At 70.8% G+C, this 16,213-nt stretch carries 13 protein-coding genes; 6 read left to right on the top strand and 7 right to left on the bottom strand.

Features of this window, described 5'->3' with window-relative positions; genetic code table 11:
- The first annotated feature begins 119 nt into the window (after nt 1–119).
- Nucleotides 120–1,337 carry a winged helix-turn-helix domain-containing protein gene (locus tag IEY89_RS16830; protein ID WP_189148224.1) on the top strand — a complete coding sequence of 406 codons (1,218 nt, stop codon included), beginning with the start codon at nt 120–122 and terminating at the stop codon, nt 1,335–1,337.
- Nucleotides 1,338–1,409: 72 nt separating this feature from the next.
- Here the strand turns inward: IEY89_RS16830 and IEY89_RS16825 are convergent, their stop codons facing one another.
- The 7 genes from IEY89_RS16825 to mtnA form a co-directional block, all read right to left on the bottom strand.
- Nucleotides 1,410–2,156 (bottom strand): response regulator, encoded by a 747-nt coding sequence (locus IEY89_RS16825; protein ID WP_189148223.1) that lies wholly within the window; start codon nt 2,154–2,156, stop codon nt 1,410–1,412.
- A 204-nt stretch (nt 2,157–2,360) separates the two neighbouring features.
- Nucleotides 2,361–3,056 (bottom strand): ribosome hibernation-promoting factor, HPF/YfiA family, encoded by a 696-nt coding sequence (gene hpf / locus IEY89_RS16820; RefSeq protein ID WP_373287251.1) that lies wholly within the window; start codon nt 3,054–3,056, stop codon nt 2,361–2,363.
- A 316-nt stretch (nt 3,057–3,372) separates the two neighbouring features.
- Nucleotides 3,373–4,272 (bottom strand): ComF family protein, encoded by a 900-nt coding sequence (locus tag IEY89_RS16815; protein ID WP_189148222.1) that lies wholly within the window; start codon nt 4,270–4,272, stop codon nt 3,373–3,375.
- Between the two features lie 197 nt (nt 4,273–4,469).
- Nucleotides 4,470–6,374: an LpqB family beta-propeller domain-containing protein gene (locus tag IEY89_RS16810; RefSeq protein WP_189148221.1), complete on the bottom strand. Its 1,905-nt coding sequence runs from the start codon at nt 6,372–6,374 to the stop codon at nt 4,470–4,472.
- Entirely contained in the window at nt 6,364–8,442 is a 2,079-nt protein-coding gene (mtrB, locus tag IEY89_RS16805; RefSeq protein ID WP_189148220.1) for an MtrAB system histidine kinase MtrB, read from the bottom strand. The genes IEY89_RS16810 and mtrB overlap by 11 nt, the downstream gene beginning before the upstream one ends.
- Nucleotide 8,443: 1 nt before the next feature.
- Entirely contained in the window at nt 8,444–9,133 is a 690-nt protein-coding gene (mtrA, locus tag IEY89_RS16800) for a two-component system response regulator MtrA (RefSeq protein WP_189148219.1), read from the bottom strand.
- Between the two features lie 8 nt (nt 9,134–9,141).
- Nucleotides 9,142–10,287 carry an S-methyl-5-thioribose-1-phosphate isomerase gene (gene mtnA, locus IEY89_RS16795; RefSeq protein WP_189148218.1) on the bottom strand — a complete coding sequence of 382 codons (1,146 nt, stop codon included), beginning with the start codon at nt 10,285–10,287 and terminating at the stop codon, nt 9,142–9,144.
- A gap of 137 nt (nt 10,288–10,424) precedes the next feature.
- On the opposite strand from mtnA, the gene IEY89_RS16790 reads away from it, so the two are divergent.
- From IEY89_RS16790 to IEY89_RS16770, 5 genes are read left to right on the top strand one after another with little or no spacing between them, the layout of a single operon-like run.
- The gene (locus IEY89_RS16790) at nt 10,425–11,765 is read left to right on the top strand and encodes a DUF7847 domain-containing protein (RefSeq protein ID WP_189148217.1); all 1,341 of its coding nucleotides are present in this window, start codon (nt 10,425–10,427) and stop codon (nt 11,763–11,765) included.
- A 4-nt stretch (nt 11,766–11,769) separates the two neighbouring features.
- Nucleotides 11,770–12,552, top strand: a complete 783-nt coding sequence (locus IEY89_RS16785; RefSeq protein ID WP_189148216.1) for a DUF4129 domain-containing protein — start codon at nt 11,770–11,772, stop codon at nt 12,550–12,552.
- Nucleotides 12,549–13,751 carry a DUF4350 domain-containing protein gene (locus IEY89_RS16780; RefSeq protein ID WP_189148215.1) on the top strand — a complete coding sequence of 401 codons (1,203 nt, stop codon included), beginning with the start codon at nt 12,549–12,551 and terminating at the stop codon, nt 13,749–13,751. The genes IEY89_RS16785 and IEY89_RS16780 overlap by 4 nt, the downstream gene beginning before the upstream one ends.
- Entirely contained in the window at nt 13,751–14,740 is a 990-nt protein-coding gene (locus IEY89_RS16775; RefSeq protein ID WP_189148399.1) for an AAA family ATPase, read from the top strand. Before IEY89_RS16780 ends, IEY89_RS16775 begins: the two co-directional genes overlap by 1 nt.
- A complete protein-coding gene (locus IEY89_RS16770; protein WP_189148214.1) occupies nt 14,740–16,050 on the top strand; it encodes a DUF58 domain-containing protein in 1,311 nt (436 codons plus the stop codon). The genes IEY89_RS16775 and IEY89_RS16770 overlap by 1 nt, the downstream gene beginning before the upstream one ends.
- Nucleotides 16,051–16,213 lie beyond the last annotated feature (163 nt).

Genomic DNA, 16,213 nt, shown 5'->3' with positions numbered 1-16,213 from the left:
CTGGGGGCGCAGCCCCCCGGGACAGGATGGGACGGGTAAGGGCGGCGGGGGCGAACCCCACCACCCCCAAACCCCCAGCTCACCCCCACTGTCAGTCCCACCCCCTATCGTGCGTGGGCATGACGAGCAGCCCGCCCCATCCCACCCCCACCCCCCAACCACCAACCCCCCACACCGAACTCTCCGCCGACGAGGCCCGCCGCATCGCCCTACGCGCCCAGGGCTTCCTCGGCACCCCCAACCGCAAGGCAGGCGTCCGCGGCATCCTCCGCCACCTGGGCGCGGTCCAGCTCGACACGATCTCGGTACTCGCCCGCTCCCACGAACTCATCCCGTACGCCCGCCTGGGCGCCATACCGCGCAAGAAGATCGAAGACGCCTACTGGAACCCCACGTCGACGAACCCCCACGCCTTCGAATACTGGTCGCACGCCGCCTGCGTCCTCCCCGTGGAGGAGTGGCCCCACTTCGCCTTCCGCCGCCGCGCCTACCGCTCCCGCCCTCTTTGGGGCCACGACCTCCCGCCCGGCACCTACGAGCAGGTCATCAAGCAACTGCGCACACAAGGCCCCCTCACGGCAACGGAGTTGGGCGGCGCGAAACGCACCAGCGACTGGTGGGACTGGTCCGGCACGAAGGTCGCCGTCGAACGCGCCCTGATGTACGGCGAGGTGGTGTGCGTGGAGCGCCGAGGCTGGAAGCGGGTGTACGACCTGGCAGAGCGCGCCATCCCGGACACCCTGCTGCAGGACGAGCTAGACGACGCCGAATGCCTGCGCCGCCTGGTCCGCCTCGCGGGCCGGTCCCTGGGCGTCGGCACCCGCGCGGACATCGCCGACTACCACCGCCTCAAGGCGGAACAGGTCGACGCGGTGATCGCGGACTCGGGTCTGGTTCCCGTCACGGTCGAAGGGTGGGGCAAACCGGCCTGGGCGGACCCGGCGGCCCTGGAGGCACCCGCACGGGGCCGCCACCGCACGACCCTGCTCTCCCCCTTCGACTCCCTGATCTGGGAACGGGCCCGCACGGAGCGGATCTTCGGGTTCACCCACCGCCTGGAGGCCTACGTCCCCAAGCCGAAGCGCGTGCACGGCTACTTCGCGATGCCGGTCCTCGCCGGCGGCCACCTCGTCGGCAGGGTGGACCCCGCCAGGGAAGGCAACACCCTGGTGGCCAGACAGGTCTCCCTGCACGGCCCGAAGGCGGTCCCGGCGGTGGCCCAGGCCCTGCTGGAGGCGGCAAGCTGGGTGAACTGCACGAACGTACGAGTGGAACGGGTGGACGCCCCGGACCTACGCGCTTCCCTGGAAAGGGAACTGGCCCAGGCACTCACCTGACCCGACGCCGACCGCTCCCCCACCCGGCAGCACCACCACTACTGCTACCCGCCCGCGCCACCCCGACCGCCCTTACCGGATCTCGAGGATCTTCTCCCGCATCGCGTAAACCACCGCTTCCATCCTGGAGTGCAGCTGCAGCTTCTCCAGGATGTTGCGCACATGGTTCTTCACGGTGTTCTCGGAGATGAACAACTCCTTGGCGATATCGCGGTTGTTCATCCCGGTGGCGACCAGCTTGAGCACTTCCAGCTCGCGATCCGTGAGCCGCGGCGCGGGCACCAGCCGCCGCTCGTCCGTCCGCTGGATCATCGACTTGAATTCGGTGAGCAGTTTCGACGCCATCGAGGGGCTGATCTGCGACTGCCCGTCGGCCACCGCACGAATGGCGGTGGCCACCTCGTCCGTGGAGATCTCCTTGAGGAGATAGCCGGTGGCACCCGCCTTGATCGCCTCGTACAGATCGGCTTCCTCATCGCTGATCGTCAGCATGATGATCTTGGCGCTGGGCGCGACCTCCTTGATGGAGGTGCACGCCTCGATCCCCCCGCGTTTCGGCATCCGTACGTCCATCAGGACGATGTCGGGCAGCAGGTCGGCGGCCTTGTCGACAGCCTCCGCACCGTCCGCCGCCTCGCCGATGACCTGGATGTCCTCCTCGGCCGCGAGCACGATCTCCAGTCCGCGGCGGAAGAGCGCGTGGTCGTCCACGACAAGGACTCTGATCGGCTCCTTGCGCGAGGTGCCCGCGTCCGGGCCCATGCCGGTGACGCCGTCGTCGGCATCCTCGACCTGCATCGGTCCGAAGCTGTCCGCCATCGTTCCTCCCCCTGAAGGCTTTGGCCTGTGGTTCATGCCATCGCCAACCCAAGGCAACGACCCACCGGTTGAGCCGTTGCGGCCATGATTCCATGCCCGGGCGACAGTGCGGTGACAGAGCGGGTCCCGGAGGGGGCGTGCACGGGTGCCCCTGGGGGCGCACACGCGCTCCAGGGGCACCCGATCGGCTGTCACCGGGGGCGGTCAGCCGCCCAGCGTGCCACCCGCCGCGGGGGAATGCGCCTGATGGGCGACCATCGGGTCCGTGTTGAGGTGGATCACGCCGTAGTCGTAGGCGTGCCGCCGGTAGACGACACTCGGTTCCTTGGTCTCGGAGTCGACGAACAGATAGAAGTCGTGGCCGACCAGTTCCATCTCGTAGAGCGCCTGGTCGAGCGTCATCGGGGAAGCGACGTGGGTCTTCTCCCGGACGACGAGGGGTCCTTCGCCCTTCACTTCCAGCGAGCCGATCCTCTTGACGGGCACGCCGTCCGCGTCTTCCTCGTGGACGGGGTGACCATTGGCGTTCAGCGTTGCCGCGTCCGGGACGTGGTCGGCGACCTCGGCGGCTGTGAGCCGGCCGGCGCCCCGGCGGGTGTAACGCTTGTCGTGCTGCTTCCGCAGCCGGGCCTCGAGCTTGTCCGCCGCGAGGTCGAGTGCCGCGTACGGGTCGCTTGCCGCTGCTTCCGCCCGGATCACCGGACCGCGGGAGTGGAGCGTGATCTCCACTCGGTCGGAGCGGTCGGCCTGCCGGGGGTTGGGCTCCTTGGACACCTCGACGTCGAGGCTGATCACCTTGCCGTCGAGCTTCTGGATCCTGTCCAGCCTCAGCTTCTCGGCAACATGCTTCCGGAACCGCTCGGGCACCTCGGTCTTGCGTCCCTTGACGACGATGTCCACGCAGAACTCCGTTCCCGGATCGCTCCGCTTCAGCGGCGAAGCGTCTCCCTTTTGCACCAGGCTCCGGTGTACTCCGGAACCTCGGACTCGGTGACTTCCACCTCCTCCTCCCCCATGGGCAAGATCCCCACGCGGCCGGCCGAGGGGTGATTGGCAAAACCCGCAGCACAGCATTCGGATTTGCGAGGTGTGGCCTGCGGCTTTCCCTCACAACCGAACATATCTCGCCCGGACGGATGTCGTCACCCTCTACTGCCGCGTACCTCCGTTCAAGTGAATTGTTCCTCTCACTACCTGCAACGATGCAAGTTGGTGGTCAGTTCCGGTTTATTTCGAAAGAATCAGGCGTCGCTGCGACCACAGCCGCGCAGATCATGCCTCCGAAGGCGCCCAGCGCCACCATTCCCGACACTCCTGACCTCCGCTCCACACCCATGGCCGTGGCTCCTGTGCGCCGCTGTCCTCTGCCTTCCCGCCCCGCTTCCGAATACACGACGTTTTTCGCTCCTCTCACGTTTCCCACCTCTCCCGACCGTTCCGCCCCGTTCACCCCACCGGTCTCCGCGCCCCCGATCGCTTCCCGCACGGCACGCGCCGCCTCGGCAAGTGAGGCCCCGGTCGTCATCAGATCGTCGACCAGGACGACCGCACCCGCCCCGGCCAGCAGCCGTCCGCCCCCCTCGGCCACGCTCAGCGCGCCGGCGAGGTTGTCCAGCCGCTGCCGGGAGTTGAGGCCCGCCTGATCGGCCACGGCACGCCGCTGGCGCAGCACCGCCAGCACCCGGGCCGGCATCCCGGACCCGCGCAGCTCACCCGCCGCGGCGAGCGCGATACGCCGAGCCGGATCATGCCCCCGGGCCCGCACGGCCCGGCGCGCGGACGGCACAGGAACGAGCAGCACGTCCGTATTGCCGCACAGGGCCCCGCCGAGCCCCGTCCGCACGGCTCCAGCCAGCGCCGTCCCGAGTGGCCCCGCGAGGGCCAGCGCACCCCTTTCCTTGTGCGCGAGGAGCACCGCGCGCACCTCGTCCTCGTACCGGGCCGCCGCATGCACCACCGGCAGCCCGGGCGGCTCCGGCACCGGCCGCACCCGGCTCGGTGCGGTCCCGTTCAGAGCGGCGCGGCACTCCGGGCAGAGCATCGTGCGAGGCCTTCCGCAGCCGCCGCACTCGGCCGGCAGCACCAGGTCGCCGAGATCCTGCCACCACCCCCGCATGCCCACCACTGTGCCAACAGCGGCGCCACCCGGCCACCCCTGTGGATAACTCCCTGTGGACAACTCCCCCCGCTCCACGAGCGGCACCCGGCAACGCCGACGGCCCGCCGGGCATCCGACGGGCCGTCACCTTCCACTTCCCCACTGGGATCCACGACCCGACCCGGAAACCGGACAGCCGTAGAACCAGAGGGCTGTCACCCCGGGTACACCGGAGCGGACCCCTCCTTGACCAGCTTCTGCCACTTGGACCCGGACAGCAGGCGCACGATCCCGTCCTCCTCCGAGTACGCCACCAGCGGCAGCCTCTCGTCCTCGGAAGCGGCGATTCCCTTCACCCCGGTCAGCGCGGCCGGCGCCGACCCCACCGGCGTGGAGCCGTCGACCTGCACGTATCCCATCTGCTGCACGCCGTCCTGCTCCCGTCCCACCACCACGAGCCGACTGTCCCCGGCCCATGACATGGCGGTGACCTCCTCCAACTGCGGTGTCACCGAGCGCAGTTCGAGGACCGACACGGCCGACCGCTCCCCGGCCCGCTGCTCCGCCGCCGTCTTCTCCCGGGACGATCCGCCCGACGCCGCCGCCGACCGCTCGTCCCGCTCGATCCGTCCGATGTACAGGGACCGCAGGCCGTCCTTCTCCACGATGAGCGCGATCCGCACCCCGTCAGCGGCCACCCGTACCGCCTCGATGCGCCCGTCGAGCCCCGGAGTCCTCACTTCCAGCGGCTCGCCCGCGCCCTTCTCCAGGAGCAGCAGACGCGGCTTCTCGGGGTTGCGGTCGGCCACCCACAGGTCGCCGTCGCCGTCCCAGCTGGGGGTGGTCAGCCGGTCGGCCTTGGTGGTGCCCTCGCTGGTCAGCACGGGCTCACCGAGGGATCCGCCGGACACCAGCGACCCGACGTAGAGCATGGTCCCGTCCAGCGAGACCCCGGCCGCGCTGTCCTCGTCCCGCGAGACCGCCGCGGACCGCAGTTGCTTCTCGCCCTCGCCGAGCGCGCCCGGCACCGGGGTGACGTCGGCGGCGGCTTCGAGGCTGTCCCCGGCCACACGTACGAGGCGGTGCTTGCCGTCGATGAAGTACTGGAACTCGGGGTGCTGCACCACACCGCGCACGGCGACGATCTCGGCCTGGTCCTTGCCGAGGACGCACAGCTGGCTGCCGTTGGCGCGCTGCAGTGCGACCTCGTCGACCCCCGTGGGGGTCAGGTCCTGGAGCGTGTAGAGGAGCTGCGCGGCCATCTCGGTGCACTTGGCGGACCCGACCCGGCCCGCCTTGTCGTTGAGCGGCACCGTCAACCGGTTCTGGTCGTCGGGGGTCAGCGAGGTGACGCCCTTCCTGAGCGCCGTACCGGTGGGGAAACTCGACCTGACGACCGGGCCCAGCCAGCGCGAAGGGCCCTCCAGCAGCGAAAGCACCGTCTGGGTCATCGGGTCGACCTTCTTGCGGACGTACACCGGATCGGCGACGGACACGGGCTGGCCGTCCGACTCCGTCGGCGTGTTCGACGCGAAGTAGTACTTGTTGACGGACGTGTAGTTGCGCAGGAAGTCCGACTTGCCCATGACGATGCCCTGCGGCAGGTCGTCGATCCGCCACTGCCCGCTCTTCTTCTCCCGCGTGAGGTGCAGCGTCTCCCGGTACTTTCCGTCGGCGGGTTCGTACGACTGCTGGGAGTCCAGCGTGGCGAACCTGCCGCCGGTCAGCGTGGACGTGTAGTCGTCCGGGTCGTCCCGGCCGCCCACGTGCACGGGCTCGGCGCTGGGTCCACCGTCCAGCACCGTGGTCGACGCGTCGGGCCGCCACTCCTTCGCGGCACCCGGCGTCAGGTACTTGAGCGCGGTCTCATAGTGCGGATCGTCGCTGGTCAGCGCCTCCAGGAAGCCCTGGACGATCTGCGCCGGCGGGGCGTTCTCGTGGGGCGGCAGGGCGAAGACCCGTACCTGGGCGTCCTGCCGGGGCGTGGACTCGACTCCGCGCAGATCCCCGCTGTCGGGCATCGAGGCGCATCCGGCCAGCAGTACGGCGCCACAGGCGGCGTACACCACCGCGCGAGCCGTTTCCCGGCGCCGACCGTCCCGCTCGCGGTCAGGGCCCACGAAATGCCTCCCCTTGCTGTTCCACACGTTCTGGCACGGCATCCGAGGACACCCTGTCCCTGTCCTCGGGCTCCGACTCCGTACCGGACACACCGTCCCGCCGCGCGCCACCGACCGGGCGCGGCACCACGCGAGCGCCGTTGCCGGGCAGCGCGGTGGGGTCCGCGGTCGGGGCCGGGCCGGCGAGGCGCGGCGCTATCGGCCGCTGTTCCGTGGCCGCCGTCTGCATCGGCACCGTGGCCAGCTTGTCGCTGCCGGCATACGGCAGACCCGCGTCATCGAGTCCCCGATGGCGCCGTGAGTCCTTGGGCTCCAGCGGTATGGGCGAGCCCCGCAGGTGCTCGTCGGCGGTGCGCGGCAGTGTCAGCCGGAACTGCGAACCACCGCCCGGCTCGCCCCACGCCTGCAGCCAGCCGCCGTGCAGCCGCGCGTCCTCCAGCGCGATGGACAGGCCGAGGCCCGTACCGCCGGTGGTACGCGCGCGTGCCGGGTCGGCCCGCCAGAAGCGGCTGAAGACCCGCGTCGCCTCGCCGGGCTTGAGCCCGACCCCGTAGTCACGCACGGCCACCGCGACCGCACCGCCCGCGGCGGCCAGCTTCACGATGACGTCCTTGCCCTCGCCGTGCTCCACCGCGTTGACCACGAGGTTGCGCAGCACCCGCTCCACCCGCCGCGCGTCGGCCTCGGCCACGACAGGCTGCTGATCGCCGACGACCCGTACCGTCGTCCCCTTGCGCTCGGCCAGCGGCTCGGCACCGCTCACCACGCGCCGTACGACCTGCCTGAGGTCTATCGGCTCGGCCTCCAGCGCCGCGGCGCCCGCGTCGAACCGGCTGATCTCCAGCAGGTCCGCGAGCAGCGTCTCGAACCGGTCCAGCTGGTCGGCGAGCAGTTCGGCCGACCGCGCGGTCACCGGATCGAAGTCCACGCGCGCGTCATGGATGACATCCGCGGCCATCCGTACGGTCGTCAGCGGCGTCCGCAGTTCATGCGACACGTCGGACACGAACCGGCGCTGCATCCGCGACAGCTCCTCCAACTGCTGAATCTTCAGCTGGAGATTCTGCGCCATCTTGTTGAAGGCTTCGCCGAGCCGTGCGATGTCGTCCTCGCCGGTGACCTTCATCCGCTCCTGCAGCCGCCCGGCGGACAGCCGCTCGGCGATCCCCGCCGCCATCCGCACGGGCGTCACGACCTGCCGCACCACCAGCCAGGCGATGGCCCCCAGGAGTACGACGACGAACAGCCCGGCGGTCGCCAGCGTCCCCTTGACCAGGCTCAGCGACTTCTCCTCCTGGGTGAGCGGGAAGAGGTAGTACAGCTGGTACGGGTCACCGTTCGGGTCGTCGACCTGCTTGCCGATGATCAGCGCGGGCTGCGACTCGCTGCCGTTGGTGTAGATGATGCGGGTGTAGCTCTGGGCCATCAGCATGCTGCCGTCGGCCTGCTGGCGCAGCGCCTCGGGCACGCTCGCCGTCGGGTCCACCCCACCGGAGGCACGCGGGCCGCGCCCGCCGCCACTGTCGTCGCCCGCCGGACCGATCGGAAGCGTCACGACGTCGAAGGCACCCTGACCACCACTGGACAGGGACTCCACCAGGTCGCTCATCCACTGGATGACGTTCTGCGAGGGCCTGCCACCCGCGCCGGAACCGTCGTCCCCACTGGCGCTGGCCGCCGTGTCCGCCTTCTGCTTGGCCACCGCGAAACCGCCCGCGGCCTGGCTCTGCGAAGCCTTCACCTTGGCGTCCAGCAGGCCGTTGCGCACCTGCCCGATGACGACGAAGCCGAGCAGCAGGACGACACCGAGCGACATCAGCAAGGTCGTGGCGACGACCTTGAGCTGGATGTTGCGCCGCCACAGCCGCATGACGGGCAGCAGCGGCCGGCGCACCCAGCGCATGAGCAGCCGAAGGACCGGGCTGCCCTGGACACCGCCCTGGAGCAGCCCGCCCTCGAAGAACTGCCGCCAGCCGGAGCCGGCCCTGCTCACCTTCTGCCGCCCGACAGGCCGCTCCGCACGCCCCCCGGAACGCCCGGGGGGCGAAGCGGCACTGTCCCCGGACATGTCAGCTCGGTCCTGCCTTGTAACCGACGCCACGGACGGTCACCACGATCTCCGGCCGCTCCGGGTCCTTCTCGACCTTGGAGCGCAGCCGCTGCACATGAACGTTGACCAGCCGGGTGTCCGCCGCATGGCGGTACCCCCAGACCTGTTCCAGAAGCACCTCACGCGTGAACACCTGCCACGGCTTGCGCGCGAGCGCCACCAGCAGATCGAACTCCAGAGGCGTCAACGCGATCGACTGGCCGTCCCGCTTCACGGAGTGACCGGCGACATCGATGAGGAGGTCGCCTATGGCCAACTGCTCGGGCGCCGGTTCCTCCGACCTCCGCAGCCGCGCCCGGATCCGGGCGACCAGCTCCTTCGGCTTGAACGGCTTCACGATGTAGTCATCGGCGCCCGACTCCAGGCCCACGACGACATCGACGGTGTCGCTCTTGGCCGTGAGCATCACGATCGGCACCCCGGACTCCGCCCTGATCAGGCGGCACACCTCGATACCGTCCCGGCCGGGAAGCATCAGGTCCAGGAGCACCAGATCGGGCTTGGACTCACGGAAAGCGGCCAGCGCCTTGTCGCCGTCGGCTACGAAAGACGGCTCAAAACCTTCACCACGCAACACAATGCCGAGCATCTCGGCCAGTGCGGTGTCGTCATCGACGACAAGGACTCGTCCCTTCATAAACGACATCATCCCATTAACTAAATCGTTACCTGTCGTGACCTGTCACACAGCTCTGCCAGCGCCGCAGCCGTCACGGGCGACACAACGCCCGCTTCGGTGACGATCGCCGTCACCAACTCGGGAGGCGTCACATCGAACGCCGGGTTGTACGCCTGGGTCCCCAGGGGTGCCACCGGAATCCCGCCTCCCGCTTCCGCTCCCGCCACCGGCACCTGAGGTGCGGCTATCTCCGTCACCTCATGTCCGGCACGCTGTTCCACCTCGATGGACGCCCCGTCGGGGGTGTCCGGATCCACCGTCGTCACCGGCGCCACCACGATGAACGGCACGTGGTGGTACCGGGCCAGCACGGCGAGCGGGTAGCTCCCCACCTTGTTCGCCACCGAACCGTCGGCAGCGATCCGATCCGCGCCGATCAGTACCGCGTCCACCTCCCCGGCGGCGAACAGAGAGCCCGCCGCGTTGTCCGTGAGCAAGGTGTACGCCATTCCGCTGCGCGCCGCCTCATAGGCCGTCAGGCGAGCACCTTGCAGCAACGGGCGCGTTTCGTCCACCCAGAGCCTGCGCAGCCGCCCTGTCCGGTGCGCCGCCAGCGCCACCGCGAACGCTGTTCCCTCCCCACCCGACACCAGCGACCCGGTGTTGCAGTGCGTGAGCACCCGGTGCCCTCCGCCCGGCAGCAACTCGTCCAGCAGCGCCAGCCCGTGCACGGCCATCCGCGCGCTGGCCTCGGCGTCCTCCCGGTGCAGCACCCGCGCCGCGACCAGCGCCGCCCCGGCCGCCTGCTCCCGGTCACCGCTCCTGGCGAGCTCCACCTCGTACGCCTCCCGCGCCCTGCGCACCCCGACAGGGAGGTTCACTGCGGTGGGCCGGGCCTGTGCCAGCGCGACGGCGGCCTCGTCCACGTCGAAGCCGCGCGCGGCGGCGAGCGCGACACCGTACGCCCCCGCGATGCCGAGCAGCGGCGCCCCGCGCACGGCCAGCGAACGGATCGCCGCCACCAGCGCGGGCGCGTCCGTACAGACCAGCTCGACCTCCTCGGCAGGCAGTCTCGTCTGGTCGAGAAGGACCAGCACCGGGCCCTCGGGAGGTTCCTCCCAACGGATCGCCGGTATCTCGGTGGGCCGGTTGTCCTCGCGGGATTGCGCGTACTGATCAGCCATCCACCCAGTCTGCCCCTTATCCGTCGGACAATTGAAGGTGTCCTCCGCATACGGGGGCCGATCCCCCCGCGCGTTCCCCATGGCACGATGGCTGCCAACCTGCCGCGAACGCGGACGGGCACCGTGAAGGAGCGACGATGAACGACACTCCGGGCTGGGCCTCGCCCGGATCTGCCCCCTCCGAAGGGCAGCAGCCCGGCGCGTCCGCCCCCGCCGACCGCCCCGGTCCCGCGGAACCCGCGGACCAGCCGCACCCCGACACGACCGGCTCCGGCCCGAAGTGGTCCAAGGAACAACCCCCACCCGCCCAGTGGTCCGCCCCCACCGGCCCCCAGGGCGCCGGTCAGGCTCCGCCCCCACCCCCGCCTCCCGGCCCGGGCTGGGGCGGCAACCACCCCGGCGCCCCTGGCGGCCCCGGAGGGTACGGCGGATACGGCCCGCCCGGCGGCCACCCCGGCTGGGGAGGCAACTGGGGCGGCCCCCCGCCCGCCGCCAAACCCGGCGTGATCCCGCTGCGCCCCCTCGGCGTCGGCGAGATCCTCGACGGCGCCGTCTCCACCATGCGCGCCCACTGGCGCACCGTGCTGGGCATCTCGCTCACCGTCGCGATCGTCACCGAGATCGTCGCCATCCTCCTCCAGGGACTGCTCCTGGACGACAGCACGAGCGTCAACAGCCTCGACGACACGAGCGCCACCTTCGAGGAACTGAGCCGCGCCATGGGCGACGCGGTGCTCAGCTCCGGCGTCCTCCTCGTGATCTCCATGATCGGCACCGTCATCGCGACCGCCCTGCTCACGACCGTGACCAGCCGCGCGGTACTCGGCAAGCCGGTGACCATCGGCGAAGCCTGGCGGGACGCCCGCCCGCAGATCCCGAAACTCTTCGGTCTCATCTTCCTGCTGCTGCTCACCGTCGTCACGATCGTCGGCGTCGGTGTCGCACCGGGCCTGCTCGTGGCCCTCTCGGGCTCGGAGGGCGGAGGCGCGGCGCTGGCCGTCCTGGGCGGCTTCGGCGCGAGCATCGTCGCGGTGTGGCTGATGATCCGCTTCTCCCTGGCCTCGCCGGCGCTGATGCTGGAGAAGCAGGGCATCGTGAAGTCGATCAGCCGTTCCGCGAAGCTCGTCCGTGGCTCCTGGTGGCGGGTCTTCGGCATCCAGTTGCTCGCCTCGATCATCGCGGGCGTCGTCTCGTCCATCGTCGTCCTGCCGTTCACCTTCGTCGCCGCCGCCCTGACCGGGGACGGCATCAGCGGCTTCCTCAACGGCACGGGCGGCTTCGGCTGGACGTTCCTCATCGTCAGCGGCATCGGCTCGGTGATCGGCTCCATGATCACCTTCCCCATCACCGCGGGCGTGACCGTGCTCCTCTACATCGACCAGCGCATCCGGCGCGAGGCACTCGACCTCGACCTGGCCCGCGCCGCCGGCGTACAGGGCACCGGCTCCGGCGCCCCGGGCGCCACCCCGGGAAGCTGATGCGGTGAGCCTGACGGGGGGATTCATCACCACGGTGCCGGCCCTGCCGCCCACCGCCGAAGCGGCCGTACGAGCCCTGCTGCGCGCCGGCGACACCGCCGTACTGTCGCTGGCCGACGCCGACGACCCGGTGACGATCCCGCGCGATCCCGCGCGGGAGGCGGCCCGGCGCGAGCTGTCCAAGCGCATGTACCACGAGAACGAACCGGGCCCCTTCCAACGGGCCATGGACGCCTTCTGGGACTGGCTCGACAAGGTGTTCAACGCGGCCTCGACCGCGACCCCCGGAGGAATCGTCGGACTGGTGGTCGTCGTCCTGGTCGCCGTCGCCCTGATCGGCGCCCTGTGGTGGCGTCTCGGCACCCCGCGCACCGGCCCCACATCCTCCGCCGTGCTCTTCGACGACCGCCCCCGCAGTGCCGCCGAACACCGCGCCGCCGCCGAGGCCCACGCCGCCCGGGGCCACTGGAACCAGGCCGTCCAGGAGCGCATGCGTGCCGTCGTCCGCTCCCTCGAGGAACGCGCGCTCCTCGACGCCCGCCCCGGCCGCACCGCCGACGAGGCAGCCGCGGAAGCGGGCCGCACCCTGCCCGCGCACACCGACCGCCTGCGCACCGCGGCCCGGGACTTCGACGAGGTGACGTACGGCGGACGCACCGCGACCCCGCAGATGTACCGTCGGCTCACCGAACTCGACGACGCCCTGGAGCGCACGAAACCGGTGCTCGCCAGCCTCGGCAGCACCCCCGGCACGGCCCCCAAGGCCCCCCAGGGAGCCGCCGAATGAGCACGGAGGTCACGCTCCCCGCCCCCACCTCGGCCTCGCCCACCGCCCGCCAGGTGTGGACCCGCGCGCGAGGCGTCGTTCTCGGCGTTGCCCTCCTCCTCGTGGGCGCCGTCACGATCGCCGTGATCAACTCCGGCACCCGGCGCGGCGGCCTCGACCCACGGTCCGCCGACCCCCACGGCAGCCGCGCCGTCGCCGCGCTCCTCGCCGACCGGGGTGTGTCCACTCGCGTGGTCACCACCCTCGCCGAGGCGAGCACCGCGGCCGGCGCCGACACGACCCTCCTGATCGCGGCCCCCGACCTGCTGACCGACCGTCAACAGGAACAACTGCACACGGCGACGGAGAACTCCGGCGGACGTACGGTCCTGGTCGCCCCCAGCAGCCCGTCCGTCGGGACACTCGCCCCCGGCGTCACCGCAGACCCCGCACTCAGCTTCCACTCGAAGCTCTCCCCCGACTGCGACCTGCCCGCCGCCCAACGCGCGGGCACCGCCGACACGGGTGGCTTCCGCTACGACACCACCGCCACCGACGCCGACGCGTGCTACCCCAGCGACGGACTCCCCACCCTCGTACGCGTCCCCGCGGTCACCGGCAACGGCGACACCGTCGTGCTCGGGGCACCCGACATCCTCTACAACGACCGCCTCGACGAGCACGGCAACGCCTCGCTCGCCCTTCAACTGCTCGGTTCCCGGCCCCACTTGGTCTGGTACCTCCCCTCGCTCTCCGACGGCTCGCGCACCGACTCCGGCGAGCGCGGCTTCTTCGACCTGCTCCCTTCGGGCTGGCTCTGGGGCACCCTGCAACTCTTCTTCGCCGCGGTTCTGGCCGCCTTCTGGCGGGCACGCCGATTCGGCCCCCTCGTACCCGAACGTCTCCCCGTGGCGATCCGCGCCTCCGAAACCGTCGAAGGCCGCGCCCGCCTCTACCGCAAGACCCACGCCCGCGACCGCGCGGCAGGCGCTCTTCGCTCCACCACCCGCACCCGCCTCGCCCCCCTCGTCGGCGTCCCCGTGCCCCAGGCGCACACGCCCGAGGTCCTGCTCCCCGCTCTGTCCGCCCACCTCCACGACCACGGAGACGGACAGTCCCTGCACTCCCTCCTCTTCGGCCCGCCGCCCGGCGACGACGCCGCCCTCATCTCCCTCGCCGACCAGCTCGACGCCCTCGAAAGAGAGGTACGCCGTCCATGATGGACCCGACCACTGACAACGCCGGGATCCCCGGGAACCCGGACACCGCCCGGGCCTCCCTGGAAGCCCTGCGCGCCGAGATCGCCAAAGCCGTGGTCGGCCAGGACCCCGCCGTGACCGGCCTCGTCGTCGCCCTCCTCTGCCGCGGACACGTTCTCCTCGAAGGAGTCCCCGGAGTAGCCAAAACGCTGCTCGTCCGAGCACTCGCCTCCGCACTCGAACTCGACACCAAGCGCGTCCAGTTCACTCCGGACCTGATGCCGAGCGACATCACCGGCTCCCTCGTCTACGACACGCGCAGCGCGGAGTTCTCCTTCCAGCCGGGCCCGGTCTTCACCAACCTCCTCCTCGCGGACGAGATCAACCGCACGCCCCCGAAGACCCAGTCGTCCCTCCTGGAAGCCATGGAGGAACGCCAGGTAACCGTCGACGGCACCCCCCGCCCCCTCCCCGACCCGTTCCTGGTCGCGGCGACCCAGAACCCGGTCGAGTACGAGGGCACGTACCCCCTTCCCGAAGCCCAGCTGGACCGTTTCCTCCTCAAGCTCACGATCCCCCTCCCCTCCCGCCAGGACGAGATCGACGTCCTCACCCGCCACGCCGAGGGCTTCAACCCGCGCGACCTGCGCGCCGCCGGCATCCGCCCCGTTGCAGGCCCGGCAGACCTGGAAGCGGCACGCGCGGCCGTCGCCAAGACGGTGATCTCCCCCGAGATCACGGCCTATGTGGTGGACATCTGCCGAGCCACCCGCGACTCCCCGTCCTTCACCCTGGGCGTCTCCCCCCGAGGCGCCACGGCCCTCCTCGCGACGTCCCGCGCGTGGGCCTGGCTGACAGGCCGCGACTACGTCATCCCCGACGACGTCAAGGCGCTCGCCCTGCCCACCCTCCGCCACCGCGTGCAACTCCGTCCAGAGGCCGAGATGGAGGGCGTGACGGCCGACTCGGTCATCAACGCGATCCTCGCCCACGTCCCCGTCCCCCGCTGATGGCACTCACCGGCCGCGCCGCCCTCCTGGCGGCCCTGGGCTCGATCCCCGTCGGCCTCTGGGACGCCGGCTGGACGGGCTTCTTCGCGGTCAACGGCTCTCTGGCAGTCGCCTGCGCCTGCGACTTCGCCCTGGCAGCACCCGTACGCCGCCTCGGCCTCACCCGCTCCGGCGACACATCCGTACGCCTGAACGAATCAGCGGACGTCACCCTCACGGTCACCAACCCCTCCGGCCGCCTGCTCCGCGCCCGCCTGCGCGATGCCTGGCCCCCCAGCAGCTGGCAGTCCGGCACCGAGGTGGAGGCCTCCCGCCACCGCCTGACGGTCCCCGCCGGCGAACGCCGCCGCGTCACCACCCACCTACGCCCCACCCGCCGAGGCGACCGCCAGGCCGACCGAGTGACGATCCGCTCGTACGGCCCCCTGGGCCTCTTCGCCCGCCAAGGCAGCCACCACGTGCCCTGGACGGTACGCGTCCTCCCCCCGTTCACGAGCCGCAAGCACCTCCCGTCTAAGCTCGCCCGCCTGCGCGAACTCGACGGCCGCACCAGCGTCCTGACCCGCGGCGAGGGCACGGAATTCGACAGCCTGCGCGAGTACGTCCCCGGCGACGACACCCGTTCCATCGACTGGCGCGCCACAGCCCGCCAGACCACGGTCGCCGTACGCACCTGGCGCCCCGAACGCGACCGTCACATCCTTCTGGTCCTCGACACCGGCCGTACGTCGGCGGGCCGCGTCGGCGACGTCCCCCGCCTGGACGCCTCCATGGACGCGGCCCTCCTCCTCGCAGCCCTGGCCTCCCGCGCAGGCGACCGCGTGGACCTCCTCGCGTACGACCGCCGGGTACGAGCCCTGGTGCAGGGCCGGGCCGCAGCCGATGTCCTCCCGTCCCTGGTCAACGCGATGGCCGGAGTGGAACCCGAACTCATCGAAACCGACGCCCGCGGCCTCACGGCCACCGCCCTCCGTACGGCCCCCAGACGCTCCCTGATCGTCCTGCTCACCAGTCTGGACACGGCCCCCATCGAAGAAGGCCTGCTCCCCGTCCTCCCACAACTGACGCAGCGCCACACAGTCCTCCTCGCCTCGGTCTCCGACCCCCACATCGCAGCCATGACAGCAGCCCGAGGAAACACAGAAGCGGTGTACGAGGCCGCAGCCGCCGCCCAAGCACAGACGGAACGTCACCGAACCGCCGAACAACTCCGCCGCCACGGCGTCACGGTTGTCGACGCGACTCCGGATGACCTGGCGTCGGCACTGGCAGACGCATATCTGGCCCTGAAAACTGCAGGACGCCTCTGAATAACTTTTCTCGTCTGCAGCGGAGAGGAGAGGCACCACTTTCAATTGACCGTGAAACACAAAAAAGCCCTGTACCGGTGAACCCGGTACAGGGCTTTTCGTAATATTTGTTCGGCGGTGTCCTACTCTCCCACAGGGTCCCCCCTGCAGTACCATCGGCGCT

The sequence above is a fragment of the Streptomyces lacrimifluminis genome (genome assembly GCF_014646095.1).
Classification (GTDB): Bacteria; Actinomycetota; Actinomycetes; order Streptomycetales; family Streptomycetaceae; genus Streptomyces; species Streptomyces lacrimifluminis.
Note: the sequence above shows the minus strand (reverse complement) of the source record. Positions and strands in the feature narration are given on the sequence as shown.